Source organism: Streptomyces rhizoryzae, assembly GCF_023155275.1.
GTDB classification, from domain to species: Bacteria; Actinomycetota; Actinomycetes; order Streptomycetales; family Streptomycetaceae; genus Streptomyces; species Streptomyces rhizoryzae.
In genome coordinates this window covers 266,632-290,448 of record NZ_JALMUV010000003.1, presented here as the reverse complement: position 1 = coordinate 290,448, position 23,817 = coordinate 266,632, and the positions used below count along the sequence as shown (strand labels likewise).

The following is a 23,817-nucleotide window of genomic DNA, read 5'->3' as shown; positions in this document are numbered from 1 at the left end:
TTCGGCCCTGCGCCCGCTCGTCGTCCACTCCCCCACGGGACCCCACCCCGACCAGATAGGAGATGACCTTGGCGAGACCGACCCAGACCGTTTTCGGCGTTCTCACCGAACCCACCCCGCCCTCCTGGTGGAAGGCCAACCGGCACAAGGTCTTCGGCGTCGTCGGGCTGCTGATCGGTTACTGGATCGGAACCCACTTCCACGGCGCCCCCGACCCGCAACCGCCGTCCCCGCGGCCGGCGCACGGCGCCCCGGCACGGGCCGACACCGGCCTGCACCACACGGCCACGGTCACCGTTCTCCACCACTCCGCCTGACTGAGCGGGCCGCGCCCCGCCCCGCCGACGAACGGCGTCGGCGGGGCGCACCCCGTTCCCCCAGGCAGCCCCCGCGCACACCGGCGGACACCAGCAGCACCAGCAGCACCAGCGACACCACTGGCGTCCCTCGGGGTGGCTAGCCGGCAGTGAGCAATGTCCGGGCCGCGGCGCGGAGTTCTTCGTCCGGGTGGTCGGGGCCGGAGAAGGGCGAGTCGCTGAGCAGCCGGGTCGGGGAGAAGGCCAGGGCGCGGAGGGTGGGACGGAGTTCCTCCGGCGCCCGGCCGGTGGCAGCGAGGGCCTTGAGGGCGCGGAGGCCGACCGGGGTGGGGCCGACCAGTTCGGCGAGGACCGGTACGGCACGATCCGGGGCCCCGGTGATCCAGTGGTGGGCCTCGGCGGCGGCCATCCGCGTCCACTCGCTCCCGGTGTCCAGCAGCGGCTCGATGAGGGGCAGCAGCGGAGCGGCGGCCTTGCCCAGCGGCGGCAGGCTGCTCAGGTACCAGGGGGTCCGGCCGCGGGCCGTCAGCACCCGTGCGAAGGTGTGCAGCGCTGTGGCGGGGTCGCCGGTCAGCTGGTAGTGGGACACGGCTGCTGCGGTACTCAGCGAGGAGTCGGTGCTCTGCGCCGCGTTGAGCAGCAAGTCGGTGATCTCGGGGGTCCGTATGCCGTTGCGGCCGAGGTGGCGGGCGGCGACGATGGCGGCCCGGCCGGTCTTCAGGCACTCCGCCAGTTCGTGGACGAGGCCCGGCTCCGGGGACGGTCGAGCTCCGGGGACGGTCGAGCTCCGTGGTTGGTCAGGCTCCGCGGAGGGTCAGGCTCCGGGGGGAATCAAGCTCCGGGCTGGACAGGGCCGATGGCCGTTCCGATGTCGACGGTGAGCCGGCCGTAGGCCGTGGACTCTCCGGGGATCACCCCGTCCGGAGTCCGGAGCGTGAAGGCGGCCTCGTCGGCGGGGGCGCCGGCAGGGCTGTTGGGCACCTGGATGTCGAAGTGGACCGGGTGGCCGGGGCCGAAGGTCACCACCGCGTTCTGCGGGCCGTATCGGCCGGCGGTGACGCCGACCGGAGAGCCGTGGTGGGAGAAGCGCACGCCGGTCGGTGAGCCGGCCAGCCGGCACGGTTCGTAACCGGGCGCCGCGACCAATGTGACGCGGTAGTGGTGGTGTCCGGAGGTGGCGGGCCCCTCGGTGATCTTGGTGAGGTGGTTGGCCGGACGGCACGAGGAAGGCGCCCCCTGGCCCGCCGCCACGGCCGCGCCGGTCGGTGACGCCGCCTGCGCCACTCCCCCTCCCGCCGCGCCTACCAGCACAACGGCGGCAGCGGTGGCGGCAATCTTCTGGACGGTACGCATCACGAACACTCCGTTCAACGGTCGATGTTGCAGGGATGTTCCCCGAGCACCCTGATCACCCCATCCCTCCCCAGGAACCAGAGCGGCAAATGTCATAAGACGGTCACGACTCCGCCAACCACCCACTCCCCCACGACCGGAACGCGTGCATGCACGGCTCGCCGCGGTGGGCGGCCGGGCGGGTTCGCCGGCGGTACGGAACCCGGCACGGCCCGCGTAACGCCCCGCGGCGCCGGGGAACTTGACACGCACGCGCACGCCTCTCGCCCCCCGTCCCCGGGTCCGGGCACTTACCCGCAGGTATGTACCGCACTATTCAGTGGGTACTTCCGGTGGGCGGTGGCAGCGGTAAGGCTGATCTGGTTCGCACCGCACCGAGCTTCCTCCCTCCCCCGGACCAGGAGAACTGCGCATGTCCACTCCCCCACCCGTCACCGTGCTCGGCCTCGGGCCGATAGGCCAGGCCATCACCCGGACCCTGCTCACGGCCGGGCACCCGGTCACGGTGTGGAACCGCACGCCGAGCCGAGCGGCAGACGTGGTCGCGGCCGGTGCGCGACTCGCCGCCACACCCGCCGAGGCCCTGGCAGCCAGCGACCTGGTCATTCTCAGCCTGACCGATTACCGGGCGATGTGGGACATCCTCGGCGAGGTGACGGCCTCCCTGGCCGGGCGCACCTTGGCCAATCTCAGTTCCGATACGCCGGATGCCACCCGCGAGGCCGCGAGCTGGGCGCAGTCGCACGGCGCGGCGTTCCTGACCGGTGGGGTGATGGTCCCGGGGCACATGATCGGCACTGACCGCTCGTACGTGTTCTTCAGCGGTGACGAGGAAGCCTTCGGCGTCCACCGCGCCACGCTCGCCGGTATCGGTGAGCCGCGATTCCTCGGAGAGGACCCCGGCCGCGCGCAGTTGATGTACCAGGCGCATCTCGATGTCTTCCTCACCACGCTTTCGGGGTTCGCGCACGCTACTGCTCTGGTCGGGTCCGCGGGAATCACCGCTGAGGCATTTCTCCCCGAGGTCATGCAGCTTTTCCGGGCGATTCCCGACATGATCGCCACAGAGGGCATCGACCGCCTCGGCAGGCAGATCGACTCCGGCGCGTATCCGGGCGACAGGAGCACCATCACCATGATGGGCGCCAGCGCGGATCACATCCAGGCGTCCAGCGAGGCCGTGGGCATCGACACCGCTCTTCCGCGGGCCGTACAAGCCCAGTACCACCGCGCCCTCGCGGATGGTCACGGCGCTGACGGGTGGGCCCGGATCATCGACGGGATCCGCACACCGCGACGTGAGGCATGACCCTCGGCTGCGGTCGCCGGTCCCTGTCGTGACGGCTCCGGGCGCGCTCAGGCAACCGCAAGGGGCGGCGAGGGCGGTTGCGGCGATGTCAGTGGCACCCGGCTTCAATGCCGGCCATGAACGGACGGCATCGTGAACGACATCGTGAACGGCAGTGTGAGCGGATCTCTGATCAGGGGGAGGGTGAGCGTGATCGGCAGTCCGCGGAGCAGGGGGAGGAGGCGGGGCCGGAAGGGCGAGCAGGGGGGCGGGATCAGCAGGGGTTCCTCGCCGCCGTCCACCGTCTGGCCTGGGCGGACACGGGTGAGCTCCGGTGTGAGGTGACCGGGCACCCGGACGGTCATGTCTGCCTGGCTTTGCCCGCGGAGGGGGTCAGCCTGGCCGCCGTCCGGGAAGCGTTGAGCGGTCGCTATGGGCATCCGCGCAATCTCGCCATGGACGGGTACGCCGATCCGACCCTTACCCGGCGTACGGGGCTTCCGCTCCTGACTCCGTTCGGCGAACGGCTCGTCGAGATGCGTGCCTGGACGCACGCGGGGCGGTGGATCGGCTGCGGCACCCTCCGTTCCGACGACGGCATACGGCCCGTGGTGCTCGTCGCGGAAGGGCAGGAGCCGACGGTGGACGTACCGGAGGGATCTTCCTGGGTGGACGGCGTGGTGGCCGTTACGGGGCAGGGTGTCTCCGGTATGCGGAGTATCGACTGGGCGGAGACCGAGACCAGGCTCGGAACCGCGCTCCCCAGCGATTACAAACAGCTCGTTGAGCTGTTCGGGCACGGCGCCTTCGACGAATACCTCGAACTGCACGTACCCGGCGCTGGTTTCCGGAGTTCCGACCTCGTGCGAAACGCCGAGTGGCTGCGCGAGTGGGCCGCCGGCAGCCGGAGCGGGCTGTGGGATCCCTACGAGCTGTACCCGGCCCCCGGAGGGTTGTTGCAGTGGGGCAGCACCGAGCAGGCCGACCAGTTCTTCTGGCTCACGGAGGGGAGCGATCCCGACCGGTGGCCCGTCCTCGTCACGGAGGACGTTCCTGACTCCTGGGTACGCTTCGACGGTACGACGGCCGAATTCATCTACCGCATGCTCACCGATCGCCGGCACCCCTTCTCCACGGCCCGCTACTTCGACAGGCATTGGTTCGCCAGCTACGAACGCGAGGAGTGAGATCGACGGGCCGGGAGCGGGGCGGGGGGCCGTCCTGGGGCGGCGGGCCCGGACGCACGTCCCGGGCTCGGTGGAGCGGTGCCTGGGGCGTGCGTCCGGCGCCGGCGTTGCCGCACCGCACGGAACGGCAGCGGCCGCCGTCGGTCCGTCAGTGGACCTGGCCCACCCGGTAGTGGCCGGCGGGCTGCTGGGTGATGACGTTGCCGCGGTTGAAGGCGTTGATGAGGGCGATCTGGACCACCAGATCGGCGAGTTGGTCCTCGTCGTAGTGCTTGGCGGCGTTCGCCCAGACCTCGTCGCTGACGCCGCCGGCCGCGTCGGCGAGACGGGTGCCCTCTTCGGCCAGTTCCAGCGCCGCACGTTCGGCTTCGGTGAACACCGTGGCCTCGCGCCAGGCAGCCACCAGGTTGAGGCGCACAGCGGTCTCCCCGGCCGCGGCGGCCTCCTTGGTGTGCATGTCGACGCATCCGGAGCAGCCGTTGATCTGACTGGCGCGGAGCATCACCAGTTCGCGCGTGGCCGGCGGCACGGCCGACTCCGCAAGTGCCTTGTGCGCCGCGATGAGGTGCTTCATGGCCTTGGCGGCGACCGGGCTGGTCATGGGGTTCAAGCGGGCTTCCATGGTGCGCTCCTGTTTCGTTCGCGGTGTGGGGATTACATCCTTGAGACGTCGTGGCCCTCCCGCGTGTGACACGCGGGAAAGTGATCTGCGTCTCCCCCGTCCGCGCCGTACCGGGCCTGCCGGGCCTGCCGGGCCTGCCATGCCGGGTGCCTCCGTGGCAGCGCAGCGTCTTGGGTACGGGTCATTGCGCCGGACGCTCGAACACGTGGTCAACGTGCCTGCTAGCGTGGGCTCGTGCCCGAAACAGACACGGTGCGCCGTCGCGAGAGCGGCGGCGCGTGACCCCGGTTCATCGTCGTCGCTCCTGACCCTCGGCCAGGCCAGGAGCGCCTTTGTGGCGCTCGGATTCCCTCTGTTCCGGAGCGCAGCGATGGTTGTCCTGTCTCGTCGTCACCGTCGGCGTGCCCTTGCGGCCGCCTTGATCTCTGATGCGGTGTTCCCGCTCGCCATCACGGGTGGGACCGCAGCGGTACCTGACGTCACCGCGCAGTTGCCCGGCGCGCCCGCGCTGGGCCCGTGGATCGTCGTCGCGTACAACGGGATGTTCGCCGCGGCGCTGCTGCTGGCCGGGGCGGTGGCGGATCGTGTCGCCCGCTCCCGCTTCTTCGCCGCCGGCACCCTCGTCGTAGCGACCACTGGGATGCTGTCCGCGCTCGCCCCCGACCTGCCGACCTTGGTGGCGCTTCGGGCGCTCGCCGGCGTCGGGGCGGCGATGTGTGCCTCCGGCGGGTCGTCGCTGGTCCTGGCCGTGTACCCGCCTGAGGATCGGCGACGGGTGTACGGCTACGCGGGCGCCGTGCTGGGCAGCAGCCTGGCGTTGGGGCCGGTCGTCGGCCAGGCGCTCATGGCGATCGGAGGGTGGCCGCTCGTGTTCGCCGTGCCGGGGGCGCTCGCCGGTCTGGCCGCCTTGGCCACGGTCGGGCTCCCGGGCCTGCGCAGCCCCGAGCTGCCCGGCCGTTTCGACCTTGCCGGCGCGGTGCTGTTCGGCACGCTGGTCGCCGCCGTGGTGACGGCACTCGGGCTGGGCTTCGGCACGGGCGTCCCCTGGTGGGGGCCGACCGGGCTGGTCGTCCTGGCGGCCGTCGCCGCCCTCGGCCTGGTGCGCGTCGAACGGCGCGCGCCCCTTCCCGCCATCCCGTTGGACCTGTTGCGGATTCCCGCCTATCGCGCGTACGCGGTGGCGACGGGCGCCTTGATGGGGATGCTGGTGGTGGGGTTGACCGCCCTGCCGCAGCTCGGCTCGTCCCAGGGCGTGGGCCCGGCCGGGACAGCGGTCATGCTCAGCCTGCTGACCGTGCCGTCGACGGTGCTCCCGCTGCTGGCGTCCCGGCTGGCGCGCCGACGGGCCCGGCAGCTGGTCACCACCGGGCTGTTCGCCTGCGCCGCCGCTGCCGGCGTTCTCCAGGTCCTCAGCCAGCCCCTCGTCCTCCTCCTGGCGGCCGGGGTGTGCGGACTGTGCCTGGGACTGACCGAAGGCGTCCCGGACGGGCAGGCACTGGCGTACGTGCCGTCCGATCGCGGCGGATCCGGCGCCGCCCTGTTCAGTACGGCGCGGATGAGCCTGGAAACGTGCACCCTGGCCGCCGCCACCGGGATGATGACAGCCCTCGGCCCGGCTTCGGGCCTGGCTGTCGCCGGTGCCGTCTGCCTGACCGCCGGCCTCGTCGTCCGGCGCACCGTACCCAGGCACGAGCCGTGCGAGCCACCCGAGCCGCGCGAACCGGGCGCGTCACGGGCGCCGCAGGGCGGTGGTTGCCAGGTATGAGTCGGGCGGGCCGGGCGGGTCCTCGGCGCCGTGTCGGAGTCCGGTCAGGCAGGAGCCGAGCCCGTCGCCAGGCCGTCAGGCCGTCCGGTCGTCCGGTCGTCCGGTCGTCAACCGGCCGGTGGCGTGGCCCGACCGGTACGACCGGCACACGTCCGGAGGGGCCGGCGGCCGCCGCTACGACGGGACGGTGCCCTCAGCGGTGGCCCAGCACGTTGACGACCCGCCCGTTGGGATCGCGGACGAAGAACCTCCGCACGCCCCACTCCTCGTCCTGGAGGGGGTGAAGGATCTCCGCGCCGCCGGCCCGCAGCACCGCGTAGGCCGCGTCCACGTCGTCCACCTCCACGCTCAGGTCGGGGGTGACCGGCGCCGTCTTGTCCCCGGCCATGAAGCTGATCTGCGCCGACGAGCTGGACGGCGAGGCCAGTGTCATGATCCAGCCGTGGTTCATGACCTCCTCGAAGCCCAGCAAGCCGTAGAAATCCCGGTTCTGCTGGTCAGCGCCTGGCGTTGTACGGATGGTGGGGACTACACGGCGAACGGCCATCGACTGATCACTCCGGGGCAGGTCGGATCGGGTGGTGGGTACGGTCGGTTCGGCTCACGTCGGCGCGGTGCCTTGCAGGGGGCGCGGCCATCCGCAGCGCGGGCGGCTCAGGCGTTGAGGTAGGCGAGTACCGCCAGGACGCGCCGGTTGCTGTCGCCGGACGGGGGCAGTACCAGCTTGGTGAAGATGTTGGAGATGTGTTTCGCGGCCGCTCCCTCGGTGATGGTGAGGCGCTGGGCGATCGCCGTGTTCGAGCAGCCCTCGGCCATCAGTCCCAGCACCTCGCGTTCGCGTCCGGTGAGCGCGGCCAGCGGCTCGTCGCGGGAGTGACTGGTCATCAACTGGGCGACGACGGAGGGGTCCATGGCGGTGCCGCCGGCGGCGACCCGTCGTACGGCGTCGATGAACTGCTCGTCGTCCAGCACGCTGTCCTTGAGCAGATAGCCGATGCCGCCGGTGCCGTCGGCCAGCAGTTCGCGGGCGTAGAGCTGCTCGACGTGCTGGGACAGGACGAGGATGGGCAGGCCGGGCCGCTCGCGGCGGGCGCGCAGGGCGGCCTGGAGGCCCTCGGTGGTGAAGGTGGGTGGCAGGCGTACGTCGACGATGGCGAGGTCGGGGCGGTGTGCGGTGAGCGCGGCGGCGAGGTCGGTGCCGTTGTCGACGGCGGCGACCACCTCGATGTCGTACGCCTCCAGCAACTGGATGATCCCCTGCCTCAGGAGGAAGAGGTCTTCGGCGAGGACAACGCGCACGGTAGCTCCAGCTTCATCACGGTCGGACCGCCCGGCGGGCTGTCGATCTCCAGGGTGCCGTCAAAGGATGCCAGTCGCCGCCGGATGCCCTCCAGGCCGCTGCCGGCCGACGTGTCGGCGCCGCCGTGGCCGTCGTCGGTGACGCGCACGTGCAGGGCGGTGTCCGCGCACCAGGCGATCACCTCCGCGGTGTGCGCGTCGGCGTGTTTGAGGACGTTGGTGAGCAGCTCCGCGACGGCGAAGTAGACGGCGGACTCGACCGGGTCGGGCAGCCGCTCGGGCAGGTCCGCGACCACGGTGACCCGCAGCGGACTGGCCAGGCCGAGGGCGCGCAGGGCGTCGGCGAGGCCGCGTTCGGCGAGGACCGGCGGGTGGATGCCGCGGACCAGGTCGCGGAGTTCGCCCAGGGCCTGCACGGAGGAGGTACGGGCCTCGCGCAGCATCCGCCGGGCCTCTTCGGGGTCCTTGGCCAGCTTCCGTTCCACGGCGCCGAGTTGGAGCCCCAGGCTGACCAGTCGGGCCTGTGCGCCGTCGTGCAGGTCGCGTTCGATGCGGCGCAGTTCGGCGGCCTGGATGTCGAGGGCACCGGAGCGCGCCTCCGACAACTGCTGGACACGGGAAGTGAGTTGGGACTGCCGGGTCGGGCCGAGCAGGAAGCGGGTGAAGTGGGCGTATGCCGTGAGGACGAGCGGGCCGAGGAACACCCAGGCGGTGAGTACGACGAGTGCGAGCACGGCCGCGGCGGCCGCGGCCGGCCAGCTGCCGACGGTGACGAAGGCGTACCAGCGGCCCTCGCCGCCCGCGGCGACGGGCCGCCACAGGCCGCAGGCCAGGAACAACCCCTCCCCGGCGTAGTAGAGCAGGCCGGCCGGTACGAAACCGAGCAGTCCGACGACGCCGTTGAGCAGCAGCCACAGCAGGTCCCGCCAGGTGGCGGGGTCGGTCAGGATCCACTTGCAGCGGCGCATCCAGCCGACGATGTCTTTCTCGATCACCTCCGGCGCGGGCCGGTAGGGCCGCTCCACCGGGACGCCGGAGTGCGCCGCGGCGCGCCGGTTGAGGTCGGCCAGCCGGCGCACGGCGCGGGTGCAGTAGGGCAGGGCGAGGAATCCGATGCCGATCAGGGAGATGATCAGGAAGTAGGCGGTGGTGACGAAGAGGACGACCGACAGCAGGGCTCCGCTGGCGACGGCCACGCCGATCAGGGTGTCCAGGGCGGCGCGGTGGAGGCGGTCCCGCCAGGCGACCGGCACTGTCTTCATGTGCTCATCTTCCCCTTCCGCCGGGTGCGTCATGACGGGGCCGGCCCCGCTCGGGGGGAGCGGGGACGGCCCGGTCGGGGGGTGGCTCACGCGGCCTTCACCGCGTCCACGGCCGGGGTGCGCATCCCGCGCCAGGCGGGCAGCAGGGTGGCGCCGAACACCAGCAGCAGCGAGCCGCCGACGAGGGCGAGGTAGCTGCCGAGGGGACCGGACGGCAGCCATGAGCCGCTCTTGACGAGGCTGTAGGGGACGAGGGTCGTCGCGGAGGCGAGGGTGCCGAGCACGGTGGCGACGGCCCCGATCAGGACGCCCTCGGCGGTGAGCATGGCGAGCACCTGGCGGCGGGTCGCGCCGGTGAGCCGTTGCAGGCCGAATTCCGCGCGCCGGGTGCGGGTGACGGACACCAGGGTGTTGAGGACGGTGAGCGCGGCGTATCCGACGATCACCGCGACGATGGTGTAGTTGGCGGGGGCCAGGATCTGCTGGATCTGGTGGGTGCGGCCGGCGAGCGAGGAGCTGACGTCCAGTTCGGTGCCGGGCAGTTGGGCGGCCAGCGCGGCGAGGCGCTCGTGGACGCCGGGGGCGCTGCCGGGCTCGGTGCGCACCAGGATCTGGTGCGGGAGTCCGTCGCCGGTGTGCGGGGCGAGGGTGGCGGCGGGCAGGGTCAGGTACTCCTGCTGGGGGTTGTCGGCGTAGAGGGCGACGACGGTGGGGCGTACGGCGGTGCCGTCGCCGAGGTGCAGCGGCAGCCGGTCGCCGAGGTGCACGCCGTACGCACCGGCCTGCTTGTCGGACAGGGCGACGGTGTCGCCGCGCAGGTCGGCCAGGGAACCGGCGACGACGGGCAGGTCGAGGTTCTGGTGCACGCCCCCGGCGGAGACGCCGCGCAGCTCGGCGTCGGCCGGGCCGTCCGGGCGGTCCACGAAGCCGCGGCTGACGACGAGTTCGCAGGCCGCGCGCACACCGGGCGTGGCACGCACCTGGGCCACGGCGTCCGGGGCGAAGCCGCCCGTCGTGGAGTCGAGGACGTAGTCGGCGAGGATGGTGCGGTCGTAGGAGGTGCGGGAGACCTGGTCCTCGGTGGACTGCATGTACAGGGTGCCGGTGGCGATGCCGATGAGCAGGACGATCGGCGCGACGGCACCTGCGGTGCGGACGCTCGCGGTGGCGGCGTTGCGCAGGGCGAGTTGCCCGGCCAGGCCGGACAGGGCGCGCACCGGCGGGCCGAGCACGGCCAGCAGGGCCTTGGTGATGCCGGGGGCGAGCAGGGCGAGGCCGATGCAGAACAGTACGGAGGCGGGGCCGGCGGTGCTGGCGAGGGTGGGTCCGTCCTCCCGCACGGTGGCGGTGGCGACGGCGAGGCCGGTGCCGTTGGCGAGGAAGAACAGGGCGAGCAGCAGGCGCGGCACGGTGAACCACCGTGCGTCCGCGGTGACTTCGGCGAGGGCGGCGACCGGTGCGGTGCGGGCGGCCTTGCGTCCGGCGATGCGGGTGGCGCCGGCCGCGGCCAGGACGGTGACGAGTGCGCCTGCGGCCATCGGGAACCGGCCGGCGTGGTAGACGATCTCCGGCGCCACGACGCCGCTGGAGGTCAGCGCGCCGAACAGCAGCCTGCCGAGCAGGTACCCGGGGGCCAGGGCGAGCAGGACCGAGCCCACCGACAGCACGGCGGTCTCGGCGAGGATCATGCGGCGCAGCTGGTTCGGAGTGGCGCCGACGGCCCGCAGCAGGGCCATCTCGCGGGCGCGCTGCTGGAGGGAGAGGCCGAGGGTGGCGGCCACGCCGAACATGACGATGAGGACGACGGAGGAGCCGAAGACGGCCGCGAGGATGACGACGGTGCGCTTGCCGGCGAGGGCGCCGGGCAGTTCGGCCAGGCCCCGCTGCTCGCCGGTGAGTACCTCGGCGCGGTCGCCGACGGCGGCGCGCACCGCGTCCGCGACGGCGGCGGCGTTCCGGCCGGGGGCGGGGACGACGCCGATCGCGTCGATCCGGCCGCCGGCGAGGGCGCGGGCCTCGGTGTCGGTGAAGAACACGGCGGCGTGCGGGTTGCGGCCGCCCTGCTGCCCGGCGATACCGCTGACGCGGAACTGCCGGGTGGTGCCCTTGACGACGATGTCGACCGTGGTCCCGGGAGCGGCGCCGGCGCGGCGCGCCAGTGCCTGGTCGAGGACGACGTCGCGGTCGGCGGCGGGGGACGCACCGGCGGCGAGGGGGTAGGGGGTGAGGCGGGCGGCGGCCCAGCCGTGTCCGTACGCCTGGGAGCTGCCGGTCAGCGGCTTGCCGTCCTTGAGGACGGTGGCCGGGACGGAGACGTCGCCGACGGCCGTGCCGACGCCGTCGGCCCTGGCCACGGTGTCGACCAGGGCGGGGTCGATGCGGTGCCGTTCGGTCAGGGCGGCGGAGCCGTAGCTCTGGCCACCGGTGACGACGACCGGGGCGCCGGTCAGCCGCTGCGGGTCGGCCGCCATGCGGACGCCCGTCTCCATCAGGCCGCCGCAGCCGATGACGAGGGCGGCGCCGAGGAACATGGCGAGGAACGTCGCGAGGAAACCCGTCCTGCGGAGCTTCAGGGTGCGCAGTGCCAGGCGCCACATCACGAACGCCCCCCGGAGACCTGCGGCATCCGCGTGTGCGGGGTGTCGTCCTCCCGGGCACCGAGCCTGGTCATGCGGGCGGCGACGGCGTCGGCGGTCGGCCGGTGCAGTTCACCGGCCATGCGTCCGTCGGCGAGGAAGACGACGCGGTCGGCGTAGGAGGCGGCGACCGGGTCGTGGGTGACCATGACGAGCGTCTGGTGTGCGGTGTCGACGGATTCGCGCAGCAGGGCGAGCACGGAGGCGGCGGTGCGGGTGTCGAGGGCGCCGGTCGGTTCGTCGGCGAAGACGACGGCGGGGCGGGTCACCAGGGCGCGGGCGAGGGCGACGCGCTGCTGCTGGCCGCCGGAGAGCTGCGCCGGCAGGTGGCCGAGCCGCTCGGCCAGGCCCACGCGCTGGACGACCTCGCGGATCAGGGCGCGGTCGGGGCGCCGTCGGGCCAGTTGGAGCGGCAGCGTGAGGTTCTCCAGGACGGTCAGCGCCGGCAGCAGGTTGAATGCCTGGAAGATGAAGCCGATGCGGTCGCGGCGCAGTGCGGTCAGCTGGGTGTCGTCCAGACCGGACAGGTCGGTGCCACCGACGGTGACCTTGCCCGAGGTGGGTGGGACCAGTCCCGCCGCGCAGTGCAGGAAGGTGCTCTTACCGGATCCGGACGGACCCATCACGGCGGTGAACGTGCCGACGCCGAAGCCCACGCTGAGCCCGCGGAGCGCGGCCACCTGGCCGTCCCCTCGACCGTAGGTCTTCGACACGGCGTCCAGCCGTACCGCCTCCGCCGTACGGAGGTCCTGTGAAGTGTGCACTGCCGGCTCCCCTGTGAGATGGACGCGCCGCGAACGCGGTGTCTGCGCAGGAGACTACGAACGCGGCAGCGGCGGCACATTGGCATTCTCCGGTCAGTGCGAGGTGGAGGTTTCTCCACCCGGGAGCGCCAGGCAGGGGCCGGACGCGTCCGGCAACGCTGCGGTGGGGAGGCCGGGCGCGGTCGTGGTCCGGGGGGAGCCGTGCCGCCTCCCCGAAGCCAAGACCTCGATGGGCTTGTCGGGGACCGCTTCCTCGGCACGGGCGTGTCGAGGGCCAGCCCCTCGGCCCGCCTCGGCTTCGCAGACCGGTCAGTGGGCGGCGGGCTCGGCGACGGGTACCTCCTCTTCCGCTGGACGTCGTACCGGGGCGGGGGATCGCAGCACCGATGCGGCGAGGAGGAGCGCGACGGCCACGAGGCAGGCGCCGACGCGGAAGGCGAGCCGGTAACCGCCGGTGAGTGCCGAGGCGGTGGGCGCCCCGTCGTCCAGCAGGGCCTGGGTGCGCGCGGTGGCGAGCGTGCTGAGGACCGCGAGGCCGAACGCGGCGCCGACCGTTTACCCCACGGTGCCGCCCCAGGTGGAATACCGCCTCACCCCGATGGCCCGCGCGCTCCACGCAACCCTCGCCGGGCTCGTCGGCTGGGCCGAACGCCACCGGGCCGACATCGTCACCGCCCGCGCCACGTACGACGCCACCACGGCCACCACCACCGCATCGCCTCTCAACGGCCAGGCAGGGCCTGCCAGGCATTGAGCCATCGCCCACCGGCGAAACGGGCGGGGCGGCCATGACTGCGCCGCCCCGCCCGCACCCGGGCGACTCCCGCCCTGCGTACTCAGTCGATGCAGAACTCGTTGCCCTCGATGTCCAGCATCGGGATGCACGCGTCGTTGCCGTCGTACAGCGTGTGCACATGGATGGCGCCGAGCGAGAGCAGTCGTGCCATTTCGGCTTCGAGTGCGGCGAGGCGCTCTGCACCCACGAGTCCGGTGCCGACCCGTACATCGAGATGCACCCGGTTCTTGGCTGCCTTCCCTTCGGGGACGCGCTGAAAGAACAGTCGCGGGCCCACACCTGAGGGATCGACACAGGCGAACCACGCGTCCCGCTGCTCCGGCGGCTGCGCACGCCTGAAGTCCTCCCACGTGTCGCACCCCTGCGGTGGCGGCGGTACGACGTACCCCAACACCTCGCACCAGAAACGAGCGAGACGCTCGGGTTCCGCACAGTCAAAGGTGACTTGGAACTCCTTGATCCCCGGCATGGCTGCACCGTACCAAGGAGACTGGAGTCGCTACCGCCCCTTTCCGCTCCCCTTCCCAGGGGAGCCGCGCCGTGCCCCGGGGAAGGGGCCGTCAGGCCGGACCGGCAACGGCGAAGTGATCGGGGCACCCCGGAGATCCGGTATGATCATGGTGCAGCTTCGGCCCGCGAACAGCGGGTGGAAGTCATGCGTCCGTGGTCCAAGGAAAGACGTCCACCAACCGGTGGGAGATGCAGGTGCAAGGCCGGCCGGGCGCTCCAGCCAAGACCCCCTCCTCAACGCGAGGAGGGGGTCTTCTTGTTCAGGGACTTCCGCGGCAGAGGGTGAGGCCGCCGGGTCAGTGGGTGGCTGCGGCAGGGATGCGTGCCGCAGCGCGCGGGCGGCCGGCCGGCTCACGAGTCGGGTGACGGCCTCTTCCCTCAAAACGTCTGCCTCTCCCCCCGGATGGTCTGCCCCTCCCCTCAGAAGGTCTGCGGGCTCCGCGACATGAGCCGCGGCGTGCAGAGCCGCAAACGGCGCGATCGGCGCCGGCCCGCTACTGGTAGCGGCGGGTTTCCTCCACGTCCACCACCGGGGCGGCCGGCGGGGGCGGCTGGGTGCGCCGGCGCTTCAGGATGCTCACGTAGGTGGCGATGCCGATGAAGCCGACGATCATCAGGATGACACCCACCAGGTGGAGATTGATTCCGGACATGTGCCAGTCCACGGCGAAGGTGAGAATGGCTCCCACCGCCAGCAAGACTATGCACCCACCGACACCCATGGTGTCAGCCTCCCTTTCGCTTGACAGCAAAGTGTGCTTGACATCCGGGTACCCCCTCACCCGTGCGTCATACGGGCCGGGGGCGGCGAGGGCCGGAGCACGTCGCCGCAGCCCCGCAAGCGCCGCGTGAACCCACCCGGCAGGCCACCGCGCACGAGACCGGTACGGCAGTTGAGGCCGGCGCCGCAGAGACGGCCGGTCCCCACTGCCGGTGACCGGTCGTCCCTCCCCCGCCGGTCCGCTGCCTGGGGGCGGGCCGGGCCGCCCCGCCGATCGACCGGCTCGGGCGAAGGCGGGCGGGCGGGCAGGCGCATGAGTAGCAGTACTCATGCCGCGTATCCGCAATGCAGGAATCATCGGGGCATGTCCATGAGGAAGAGAACCGGAGTCCGTCTCGGCGTGCTGCCGGTCGCCGCGCTGGCCCTGCTCGCCGCGGGCTGTGGTACCCAACGGCCGGGCGCGGACTCCGCAGCCGGCACCCCGTCCCGCGCCGCAGCGGTGCAACCGAGCAGGCCGGGCACGCCGGCGGACTTCCCCTGCCCCGGAGAAACGCCGGCCCCGTCTCCGTCACCGTCCGCCCAGACCTCGGGACCGGCCGGGCCGCCCCTCGACCACTACGCCGAGAACCACGGCTTCCGGAACCCCCTCCCGCTCCACGGCCAACGCCGCTGCGACGGACTCGCGGCCGTCAAGCGCGTCAAGCACGCGCTCGACCCCCTGCGGGCGCAGAACCCCGTCGATCCCGACCGCACGCGCCGCGCGCTCACCGCCCTCGGCTACCCGGCCGCCGGGGTGGAGGTGTCCACGCTCGACCCCGGCGTCGGCTTCCTCGTCAACGCCTCCCCACTGTGCATCGAAGGCAAAGTGAACGCCCACTTCATCGAAGCGAATGCCTTCGGCGGCTACCCGGACGGCACCGGCTGCAAGCCCCCGAGCGGCGGACACTAGGAGGCCCGGTTCAGCCACGTCCACGAGGAACGGCCGGGCGGCGGGCCCACGAGGGTGGTGGCGCACAGGAGTTCCTCGCGTCACAGGAGGTCGGCGAGGCGGTCCACCTGGTGGGGGTCGAGGCCGTAGCAGTAGAGCATGACCTCGTCGGCGCCGAGGTCGGTGAAACCGGCGATCGCGTCGCGGATCCCGGTGGGTGTGGTGAGCAGTCCGGCAACCATCCGGTCAGGCATGCCGGTGAAGGCGTAGTAGGCGTGCATGGCGGACCGGGCGTCGTCGATCACGTCTTGCGGGCCGAGTGCGACGTTGACCTGCGCGACCATGCGCGGTTCGCCGTCGCGGCCGTACTCCTGCCAGAACGTGCGGACGGTCTCGACATGCCGCCGGCCCAGTCAGGCGCAGCCGCGGCGAGGAAGCCGTCGCCCCAGCGCGCGACACGTTCGAGCGCGGCGGGCCGGAAGCCGCCGAACAGCACCTCGGGGCCGCCGGGCCGGGCGGGTGCCGGGCCGATCGGTCCCGCCGCGTCGCCGTACGGCTCGCCGGACCACAGGCGGCGCATGACCGCCATCTGTCGGTCCAGGCGGCGGCCGCGGGTCCGCTTGTCGAATCCGGTGACCCGGTGGTCATCGTCCCGCCCTCCGATGCCGAGGCCGAGGACGAGGCGGCCACCGGTCATCCGGTCCAACGTGGCGGCCTGCTTGGCCAGCAGCGCGGTGTCGCGCAGCGGGGCGAGCAGTACCTCGGTCTGCACGCGGATGCGGGCACGTCATTTCCCCGGGCCTGCCGGAGGCGTGCAGGGGGCATGCCGGGTGCGGCGCTGCCTGGGCCCTGGGTGCCCCGTCCGCCGGCTGTGCTCGGCTGCGGGGTGCGGTGCGTCGGCTTTCCGGGCGGGCGGGCCCAGGCAGGGCCACTGATGAGCGGTGCGGGCGGTTACCTGGTGCGCCGTGCCTCTCGGCTGTGCATACGGCGCGTAACGTGGCCTTCGCGAACGGGAATTCACCCAGCGACGGGGGGCGCTCCGGTTGCCGCTGTGGACAGGTCCCAGAGGCGCGCGGCCGCGTCCGGGTCGATGGCGTACCCGCGGACGCCGCCCTCGTCCATGGGTTCCTCCGGCGCCGAGACGCGGGCGATGTCGCAGTCCTCCAGGTAGAGCCCACCGCGACCGTCGAGGAGGGGGGAGGTGGCTGCCCAGAGACCGGTGGCGGCGCCTTGGGCGGGCGTCTTGAAATCGGCGCCTACGACGTTGCCGTGCTCGTCCACCCAACCACGTTCGATCTGCTCCTGGAGCGTCATCTCCCTCTGTAGCCCGGTCATGATCTTGCCTGGGTGGAGCGCGAACGCACGGACGCCGTCCTCGCGTCCCAAGGCGTCGAGGTGCACGGCGAAGAGCGCGTTGGCGGTCTTGGACTGGCCGTACGCCAGCCACTTGTCGTAGCCGGTGCGGAAGTGCGGGTCGTGCCAGCGGATGTCGGTCAGCGTGTGGCCGGCGGAGCTGTTGACGACGACGCGTGCGCCGCCGGCGGCGGCCAGCAGCGGGTACACCTCGCAGGCGAGGGCGAAGTGGCCGAGGTGATTGGCGGCGAACTGGCTTTCCCAGCCGGGTCCGACGCGTCGTTCGGGGGTGGCCATGACGCCGGCGAGGGCCATGAGGAGGTCGAGCGTGCCGAGGGAGTCGCGGATCCGGGTGGCGGCGCGGCGTACGGAGTCGAGGTCTGCCAGGTCCATGGGGATGATGTGGCAGCCTTCCAGCCCGTCGAGGGCGGCCTGGGCGACCGCGGGCCGACGGGCCGGAACGATGACCCGGGCCCCGGCCGCCGCCAGGCATCGGGTGGTTTCCAGGCCGAGTCCGGAAGAGCCCCCGGTCACCAGGGCGGTGACGCCGGTGAGGTCGCGGTCGCCCAGCACGTCCCCGGCGGTGCTGGTGGCGGAGAAGGGCGAGCCGAGCGGCCGCTGACCAGCAGGAGTAGTGCCCGGATGAGTGCTGGTCAGGCGGGAGGTGGTCTGGTGCGAGCTGGTCACGTGACTGCTGGTCACGTCGTGGCTGTTCATGCCGCTCACGCTAGGATCTAGAGCGAGGTCTAGATCAAGTCCTAGGCTGGGCGGCATGGCGACTACCGAGATCCGTGCCGAGCCCCTGAGCATCGGCGAGGTGGCCGAACGGACCGGCCTGAGCGTGCACGCGTTGCGCTTCTACGAGCGCGAGGGCCTGCTGATCGGCCCGGTCCAGCGCACCGCGGGCGGCCGGCGGCGCTACGCCCCCGCCGATGTCGACTGGCTGCTGATCTGCGTCAAGCTACGGGAATCCGGTATGCCGCTCACCGACCTCAAACGGTTCGCGGAGTTGGTGCGGCAGGGGGCGGGCAACGAAGCCGAACGCCTGCACCTCCTCGACACGCACCAACGGCGCGTCGAGGCGCAGATCCAGGCGCTGGAGGAGTGCCGGTCGGTCATTGCCTGGAAGGTTGGCGTCTACGCCGAGCACCTGGCCCGCGGCGAGGCCGCCGGCCTGTGGGATCCAACGGCCCGAGGGGAAGCGGAAGGGGAAGGGGCAGAGTGAGGGCGGAGGGTGGTCTTCACCCCCCGCCCCCTGCCATGGGCATTGCCGTTGCGAGGGCTCGCCTGGTGCCGAAGCCAGCGGCGGGTCCCGTGGTTGGCGGCGTGCAGACCCGTGCGCAGGCCGTGGCCCCGTAGCCCAAGCTGCTCGAACAGGGCCCTGCCCCGGCCCCCGGCTCCCGGGCGGGCAGGTGCTTACAGCGTGGCGTCGCCCCGGTTGCTGCCGGTACCGGCAGTGGAGGTGCGGCGGCGGGTGATGAGCAGCGCGCCCACGGCCGTGGCGACGCCCGCCGCCACGGCGAGCGTGGGCAGTGCGGAGGGCGAGCCGGTTGCGGCCAGGCTGCCCTTGCCGGCGGTTTCCCCGGTGGCGCCGTTCGGTGTGACGCCGGTCCGGTGCGTGGCGCCGCCCGTGGTGGCGGGGCCGGACCCGGAGCCCTCACCGGGCTTGGCCGGTGTGCCGGGCCGTTCGGGCTTGCCGTGGCATCAGTCTGTCGAGCCTGTTCGCCGCAGCGGATCCGTTCGGTCGAACCACCGGCACATCTGGTGCCTTCCGGCAGTTCCGGGGCCCTCCGGCGCAACCGGTACCGCCCGTACTCCCGGCCACTGGCGCAACAGGCCCTACCCGCACTACCGGACCGACCACACGCGCAAAGGGTTGTATCCGAGGAGCAGGTGGGGGGCGCAGAAGGGGAGTTGGGGGGCGTGGCGCCCGGGTGGCCGGACCGGCCGGTCCTACCGGTCGCCGTCGGGCGCCCGGTCGGCTTCGGCTGCCCGGGCTACCCGGGTTCCCGGTCCTCACACCCCTCCGCGGCGGTGAGATCGATCATGGGCAGGCCGCCCCCGTCCTCGTACCATGGCGCGCCGCTGCGGACCGGGCAGCGCACGGCTCTCACGGAACGGACAACCATGGCAGTACGGGTAACAGGCAAGCCGGCGGTCTTCGGGATGGCGGGCGTGCTGGCCGCCGCGGTCCTGGCGGGCAGCGCGCTGTGGCCGGGGACCGGCGAGGCCCGGGCGGCCGGGACGGCGCCGCGGGCCGCCGCCGCCGCGGCGGAGCTGAAGCACTGGCCCGCGCCCGTGGCCGAGCAACTCGGCACGGTCCTCGCGGACCACGACCACCAGGGCGGCTACGCGGTCTTCGACGCGGACAACACCACGTACCGCAACGACCTGGAGGAGGCCCTGCTCCCCTTCCTGGAGAACAAGGGTGTCCTGACCCGCGCGACCATGGACTCCTCCCTGAAGGTCATCCCCTTCAAGGACACCCCGGACCACAAGGAGAGCCTCTACAGCTACTACAACCGCCTGTGCGAGGTGGACGACCAGGTCTGCTACCCCTGGGCCGCGCAGATCTTCTCGGGCTTCACCCTCAAGCAGCTCAAGGGCTACGTCGACGAGCTGATGGCGTACCGCAAGCCGATCCCCGCGGAGTACTACGCGAACGGGAAGCCGACCCGGACCGAGGTCCAGGCACCCCGCCCCTCCCCGGGCATGCAGGAGCTCTACCGGGCCCTGCGCCGGCACGGCATCGAGGTGTACGTGGTGAGCGCGGCCTCCGAGGACCTGGTGCGCATGGTGCTGAGCGATCCCGAGTACGGGTACGACGTGAAGCCGGCGAACGTCATCGGCGTCGCCATGCTGCTCAAGGACCGCGCGACGGGCGACGTCACCAGTGCCCGCAAGGAGATCGCGGCCGGCCGCTTCGACCCGGCGGAACTCGCCGACCGGGAACTGACCCCGACCCTGTGGGCGCCGCTGACCTGGTACGAGGGCAAACCGGCGGCGATCAGCACGTACATCGACCCGTGGCGGCGGCCGGTCCTCGTGGCGGGCGACACCCCCAAGAGCGACGGGCCGATGCTCTTCCGCTCCACCGACGTGCGGCACGGCGGCGTGCGGGTCTGGGTGAACCGCAAGGACAGCGCCATGAAGGAGTTGGACGCGATGAAGCGCGCCAACGCCCGGCGCCAGAAGGAACTGGGGCAGCCGGTCACGGCGGACAAGCGCTGGCTGACCGTGACGCCCGAGCAGATCGGCTGAGCGGGCCCCGGCCGGTCCTGGGGTCCGGGACCGGCCGGGCGCGTCAGGGCCTGGGGCCGTGCTCCGCGATGAGGGCTTCCACCAGCCAGCAGTGGGGGGTCCCCGGGCTGGGCCCGGTCGCGGCGGTGACGGTCCGCACGTGCTGCCGGTAGCGGCGGAACAGCGGGACGGTGCCGCGGAACTCCGCGGCCATGCGGGCGCGGAAGCCGGGGGTGTCGTCCGTGCCGCGCGCCCGGGCGCAGGCAGCGGTGAACGCACGCAGTGCCGCGCAGTCGTGCGGCGCCCGCCCGGCGGCCACCGCGGGCGCGGCGCCTTCCGAGGCGTCGAGCAGGGCGGCGTAGAGCGATGCCTTGTCCCGTACGTGCGGGGCGGCCCAGTAGGCCAGGAACTGCGGTTCCGCCACGAGGGCGTGCAGTTCGGCGTAGGCCAGCACGGTTGCGGGAGTGGGGGCGCCCGGCGGCTCGGGCACGGCCTGGTCGAGGATGGCGGCGGCCAGGCGGCGGGGCACCGAGGCGGGCAGCACCCGCTCCCAGGCGCGGGCGAAGTCGGCGGTGGCCGTCGGCAGGTGCTGGATCCGGGCCGGCAGGCGCAGGCGCCGCAGCCGTTCGGGATCCGAGCCGCCGTCCAGGGCCCGCAGCGCGGCCTCGCGCCAGCGCAGTTCGGCGATCCGGGTCCGGGTGGCCGCGAGGTGCTCGGCCACCGCGTCGGCGAGGTCGCGGTGGCCGGCCGCGACGTCGGTGATGGCCGCGAGGGGGAGGCCCAGCGCGCGCAGCTGCCGTACCAGCAGCAGCCGTTCCCGTGCCCGGTGCGGATAGCGGCGGTGGCCGCCCGCGCTGCGGGTGGTGGGCAGCAGGCCGAGGTCGGAGTAGTAGCGACGGTCTTCACCGGCAGCCCCGTGCGGGCGGCCAACTCCCCGATCGACCAGGTGGGTTCCCTCACATCACCGTGATTCTATGTGCTCTCGATGCTGGACGAGCCGGAGGCCGTGGCCCGCGAGATCGGGCACTTCCTCACGTCCACCGCCGCCCGGTAGGCACGGCCGGGTGGCCGGCGCCGGGCGCGGCGGCTCCGGGCCTGCCGCCGCCCCGCGGCACGGTCCCGCAACGCCTCGGCACGGTCCGGAAGCGCCTCGCCGCGGGCGCGAACTCCGCACGCCGGCCGCAATGCGGACGAGCCGGATGCCCCCGTGTCGGCAATCCGCCGCTTTGTTCATGACGGCACGTCAGGTGGGGTGGGGCGCCGCCGGGACCGCCCCGGGCGGTACGCGGCGCGCCCCCTATGCTGGAGACCGCCCGGCCGGTTCCGGCCGGGCCGACGACGCGGGAGGGGTTTGTGGCAGCGCTGGATCCGGACGACCCGCGTTCCATCGGCGCGTACCAGCTGCTGGGGCGGCTGGGCGCCGGCGGGATGGGGCGGGTCTTCCTCGGGCGCTCGCCGGGTGGCCGGCAGGTCGCGGTGAAGGTGGTGCACGCGGCGCTGGTGGACCAGCCGGGCTTCCGGGACCGGTTCCGCCGGGAGGTGCGGGCCGCCCGCGCGGTCAGCGGGGCGTTCACCGCGCCGGTGATCGACGCCGACCCGGACGCGGCCGAACCCTGGCTGGTCACCAGCTACATCCCCGGCCCGTCCCTGGAGAAGGCCGTCGCCGAACGCGGTCCGATGCCGACGGAGCAGGTGTTCTCGCTGGCCGCCGGGCTCGCCGAGGCGCTGCTGTCGATCCACGGCGCCCACCTCGTCCACCGCGACCTCAAGCCCTCCAACGTGCTGCTCGCCGCGGACGGTCCGCGGGTCATCGACTTCGGTATCGCCCGGCTGACCGAGGGCACGTCGTTCACCGCGACCGGCTATGCGCTCGGCTCACCGGGGTTCATGTCGCCGGAGCAGGTGAACGGCGAGAAGATCGGTCCGGCCAGCGACGTCTTCTCGCTCGGCACGGTGCTGGCGTACGCGGCGATCGGCGGCCACCCGTTCGGCAACGGCCATGTGGCGTCCCTCCTCTACCGGGTCGTGCACGACTCCCCCGACCTCGACACGATCGCCGACCCCGCGCTGCGCGCGCTGATCGCGGACTGCCTGGCCAAGGACCCGGCCCGGCGCCCCACCCCGCGCGAACTCCTCACCCGGTGCGGCGCGGCCGCGGCCACGGCCGTACGGACCCCGTCCGGCGCCCCGCCGGCGGCTGCCGCGCCGTCCCCCGGGACGCCGCCGCCCCCGCCGCCACGCTCCGGTGCGGCATCCGGCCCGGCGCCTGGTCCGGACGCCACCTCCGGTCCGGACGCCACCTCCGGCCCGGACGCCACCTCCGGCCCGGAAGCCGCCTCCCATCCGCACAGTGCCTCCCATCCGTACGGCGCCTCCGGCCCGGACGCCCTCACCTCCGGCCAGAGCTCCGGCTCCGTTCCGTACGGCGGAGCGGCCCACCAGGCGGCCGGCGGGGCAGTGGCGCCGGTACCGGGGTCGGCGCCCGGGGTTCAGGCACCGGGCGGCTCCTGGGCGGGGCCGACGCCCGCCGCCCATTCCCACCTGGCCGCCACTCCCCCGCCCGGGGCGGCGACGGCGGCCTCGCAGCCGACCGGCCCGGCGGCCCGGCGCCGCCCCGCCCGCCGTACGCTGCTGATCTCCGCGGCGGCGACGGCGGCCGCCGCGGCGGTGGCCGTGCCCGTGACCCTGGCCTTCACCGACGACACCGCCCAGGGCTCCGCACCACCCCACCCCGCCGACCCGACTCCCATCGCCTCCTGGCCACTTGACGAACGCTCCGGCACCCTCGCGCGGGATTCGGCCGGCAGCCACGACGGTGCCGCGTCCGACGTCCGCTGGGGCACCGCAGCCGCCGGCGGAGCCCTCTTCAACGGCCTCAGCAGCCAGATCAGCACCCGCGACGCGGTGCTCGACACCACCCCGGGGCACAGCTTCACGGTCTCCGCGTGGGTGTACCTCACCAGCGCCAACGGCTTCGCCACCGCCGTCAGTCAAGGCACCACCGGTGGCAGCGCCTTCTACCTCCAGTACTCGGGTGCGGACCGCCGGTGGGCGTTCTCCCGCCTGGGCGTGCGCGCCCTGGCGACCCAGCCGCCCGTCCTGAACACCTGGACGCATCTGGTGGGTGTCTGTGACGCCGCGACCGGCCGGCTCCGCCTCTACATCGACGGCGCCCTCCAGGCCACCGCCGCCGACACCCACCCCACCACCGCCCCGGGCCCCCTCCTCATCGGCCGCGCCACCCTCGACAGCCGCCCCGTCGACTACTTCACCGGCCGCATCAAGAACGTCCGGGTGTACGACCGGGCGCTGACCGCGGACCAGGTCGCCGCACTCCATCGGGTCGGGTAGGCGGAGGCCGGGGGGCGGGGGCCGGGCCCGTCGGGGACGGCGCACGGGCAGGGCTGCCCACGAGAGCGCCCCGGCGCCCCGGCCTCCCGGCCTCCCGGCCTCCCGGACAAGACGCCGATGCCGGCACCGATAACCGATACCGATACGACCGATACCACCGACAACGAGCCAACCCGGTATAACCGTCGCCATTCCGGCACGCACCAGCATTCCCGTCCTTGCGATGTCCACCACCCGCCCTTCGCCGCCGCCCTTACCGAACCGACGCCCCTCTCTGCGCGCACCCCTCAAAGGCCACGAAGCCGTCGCCGTCCGCTACCGCTTCGCCCGCACCAAAAGGCCACATTGTCGGGTCGAAAGCGCACCACTTCGCCTTCGCGGCCCGTACACCCTTCCGCCCGCCGACCGGTGCAGGGGCACCCACG

At 73.0% G+C, this 23,817-nt stretch carries 21 protein-coding genes and 2 pseudogenes; 9 read left to right on the top strand and 14 right to left on the bottom strand.

Features of this window, described 5'->3' with window-relative positions; translation table 11 throughout:
• The first annotated feature begins 68 nt into the window (after positions 1–68).
• Positions 69–317, top strand: coding sequence for a hypothetical protein (locus MUU72_RS04795; RefSeq protein WP_248011830.1), 249 nt, complete (start codon positions 69–71; stop codon positions 315–317).
• A 139-nt stretch (positions 318–456) separates the two neighbouring features.
• Here MUU72_RS04795 and MUU72_RS04790 read toward each other — a convergent pair whose 3' ends face one another.
• Together MUU72_RS04790 and MUU72_RS04785 are read right to left on the bottom strand one after the other, a co-directional pair.
• Complete coding sequence (locus tag MUU72_RS04790) at positions 457–960, bottom strand: hypothetical protein (RefSeq protein ID WP_248011829.1); 504 nt, start codon at positions 958–960, stop codon at positions 457–459.
• Between the two features lie 188 nt (positions 961–1,148).
• Positions 1,149–1,670, bottom strand: a complete 522-nt coding sequence (locus MUU72_RS04785; RefSeq protein ID WP_248011828.1) for a DUF4232 domain-containing protein — start codon at positions 1,668–1,670, stop codon at positions 1,149–1,151.
• Positions 1,671–2,082: 412 nt separating this feature from the next.
• On the opposite strand from MUU72_RS04785, the gene MUU72_RS04780 reads away from it, so the two are divergent.
• Both MUU72_RS04780 and MUU72_RS04775 read left to right on the top strand, forming a co-directional pair.
• Positions 2,083–2,979 (top strand): NAD(P)-dependent oxidoreductase, encoded by an 897-nt coding sequence (locus tag MUU72_RS04780; RefSeq protein WP_248011827.1) that lies wholly within the window; start codon positions 2,083–2,085, stop codon positions 2,977–2,979.
• 116 nt (positions 2,980–3,095) lie between these two features.
• Positions 3,096–4,145 carry an SMI1/KNR4 family protein gene (locus tag MUU72_RS04775; protein WP_248011826.1) on the top strand — a complete coding sequence of 350 codons (1,050 nt, stop codon included), beginning with the start codon at positions 3,096–3,098 and terminating at the stop codon, positions 4,143–4,145.
• 148 nt (positions 4,146–4,293) lie between these two features.
• Here the strand turns inward: MUU72_RS04775 and MUU72_RS04770 are convergent, their stop codons facing one another.
• Complete coding sequence (locus MUU72_RS04770; RefSeq protein WP_248011825.1) at positions 4,294–4,767, bottom strand: carboxymuconolactone decarboxylase family protein; 474 nt, start codon at positions 4,765–4,767, stop codon at positions 4,294–4,296.
• A 418-nt stretch (positions 4,768–5,185) separates the two neighbouring features.
• Here MUU72_RS04770 and MUU72_RS04765 point away from each other — a divergent pair, with 418 nt between their 5' ends.
• Positions 5,186–6,532 (top strand): MFS transporter, encoded by a 1,347-nt coding sequence (locus MUU72_RS04765; RefSeq protein ID WP_248011824.1) that lies wholly within the window; start codon positions 5,186–5,188, stop codon positions 6,530–6,532.
• Between the two features lie 193 nt (positions 6,533–6,725).
• Here the strand turns inward: MUU72_RS04765 and MUU72_RS04760 are convergent, their stop codons facing one another.
• From MUU72_RS04760 to MUU72_RS04740, 5 genes are all read right to left on the bottom strand, one after another.
• Entirely contained in the window at positions 6,726–7,079 is a 354-nt protein-coding gene (locus MUU72_RS04760) for a VOC family protein (RefSeq protein WP_248011823.1), read from the bottom strand.
• Between the two features lie 107 nt (positions 7,080–7,186).
• A complete protein-coding gene (locus MUU72_RS04755; RefSeq protein ID WP_248011822.1) occupies positions 7,187–7,831 on the bottom strand; it encodes a response regulator in 645 nt (214 codons plus the stop codon).
• Entirely contained in the window at positions 7,795–9,093 is a 1,299-nt protein-coding gene (locus tag MUU72_RS04750) for a sensor histidine kinase (protein WP_248011821.1), read from the bottom strand. Before MUU72_RS04750 ends, MUU72_RS04755 begins: the two co-directional genes overlap by 37 nt.
• 86 nt (positions 9,094–9,179) lie before the next feature.
• Entirely contained in the window at positions 9,180–11,690 is a 2,511-nt protein-coding gene (locus MUU72_RS04745; RefSeq protein ID WP_248011820.1) for an FtsX-like permease family protein, read from the bottom strand.
• Entirely contained in the window at positions 11,690–12,493 is an 804-nt protein-coding gene (locus tag MUU72_RS04740) for an ABC transporter ATP-binding protein (RefSeq protein WP_248011819.1), read from the bottom strand. The genes MUU72_RS04745 and MUU72_RS04740 overlap by 1 nt, the downstream gene beginning before the upstream one ends.
• A 577-nt stretch (positions 12,494–13,070) precedes the next feature.
• Between MUU72_RS04740 and MUU72_RS04735 the strand changes: the two genes are divergently transcribed.
• Positions 13,071–13,247, top strand: a complete 177-nt coding sequence (locus MUU72_RS04735; protein WP_372502981.1) for a hypothetical protein — start codon at positions 13,071–13,073, stop codon at positions 13,245–13,247.
• Between the two features lie 82 nt (positions 13,248–13,329).
• On the opposite strand, the gene MUU72_RS04730 is transcribed toward MUU72_RS04735, so the two are convergent.
• Complete coding sequence (locus tag MUU72_RS04730) at positions 13,330–13,758, bottom strand: VOC family protein (protein WP_248011818.1); 429 nt, start codon at positions 13,756–13,758, stop codon at positions 13,330–13,332.
• 535 nt (positions 13,759–14,293) lie between these two features.
• The gene (locus tag MUU72_RS04725) at positions 14,294–14,521 is read right to left on the bottom strand and encodes a DUF6458 family protein (protein WP_248011817.1); all 228 of its coding nucleotides are present in this window, start codon (positions 14,519–14,521) and stop codon (positions 14,294–14,296) included.
• 363 nt (positions 14,522–14,884) lie between these two features.
• Here MUU72_RS04725 and MUU72_RS04720 point away from each other — a divergent pair, with 363 nt between their 5' ends.
• Positions 14,885–15,469, top strand: coding sequence for a hypothetical protein (locus tag MUU72_RS04720; protein ID WP_248011816.1), 585 nt, complete (start codon positions 14,885–14,887; stop codon positions 15,467–15,469).
• 80 nt (positions 15,470–15,549) lie between these two features.
• On the opposite strand, the pseudogene MUU72_RS04715 reads toward MUU72_RS04720, so the two are convergent.
• Together MUU72_RS04715 and MUU72_RS04710 are read right to left on the bottom strand one after the other, a co-directional pair.
• A pseudogene (locus tag MUU72_RS04715) lies at positions 15,550–16,232 on the bottom strand (LLM class flavin-dependent oxidoreductase); the annotation flags it as partial.
• A 233-nt stretch (positions 16,233–16,465) separates the two neighbouring features.
• The gene (locus tag MUU72_RS04710; RefSeq protein ID WP_248011815.1) at positions 16,466–17,518 is read right to left on the bottom strand and encodes an SDR family NAD(P)-dependent oxidoreductase; all 1,053 of its coding nucleotides are present in this window, start codon (positions 17,516–17,518) and stop codon (positions 16,466–16,468) included.
• Between the two features lie 55 nt (positions 17,519–17,573).
• Between MUU72_RS04710 and MUU72_RS04705 the strand changes: the two genes are divergently transcribed.
• Positions 17,574–18,026 (top strand): MerR family transcriptional regulator, encoded by a 453-nt coding sequence (locus MUU72_RS04705; RefSeq protein WP_248011814.1) that lies wholly within the window; start codon positions 17,574–17,576, stop codon positions 18,024–18,026.
• 902 nt (positions 18,027–18,928) lie between these two features.
• Positions 18,929–20,062, top strand: coding sequence for an HAD family hydrolase (locus MUU72_RS04700; RefSeq protein ID WP_248011813.1), 1,134 nt, complete (start codon positions 18,929–18,931; stop codon positions 20,060–20,062).
• Between the two features lie 43 nt (positions 20,063–20,105).
• Here MUU72_RS04700 and MUU72_RS04695 read toward each other — a convergent pair whose 3' ends face one another.
• Positions 20,106–20,762: a hypothetical protein gene (locus tag MUU72_RS04695; RefSeq protein WP_248011812.1), complete on the bottom strand. Its 657-nt coding sequence runs from the start codon at positions 20,760–20,762 to the stop codon at positions 20,106–20,108.
• Positions 20,763–20,849: 87 nt separating this feature from the next.
• Positions 20,850–20,912, bottom strand: a pseudogene (locus MUU72_RS35840) (hypothetical protein); the annotation flags it as partial.
• A 482-nt stretch (positions 20,913–21,394) separates the two neighbouring features.
• Here MUU72_RS35840 and MUU72_RS04685 point away from each other — a divergent pair.
• A complete protein-coding gene (locus MUU72_RS04685) occupies positions 21,395–23,392 on the top strand; it encodes a protein kinase domain-containing protein (RefSeq protein ID WP_248011810.1) in 1,998 nt (665 codons plus the stop codon).
• Positions 23,393–23,817: the final 425 nt, after the last annotated feature.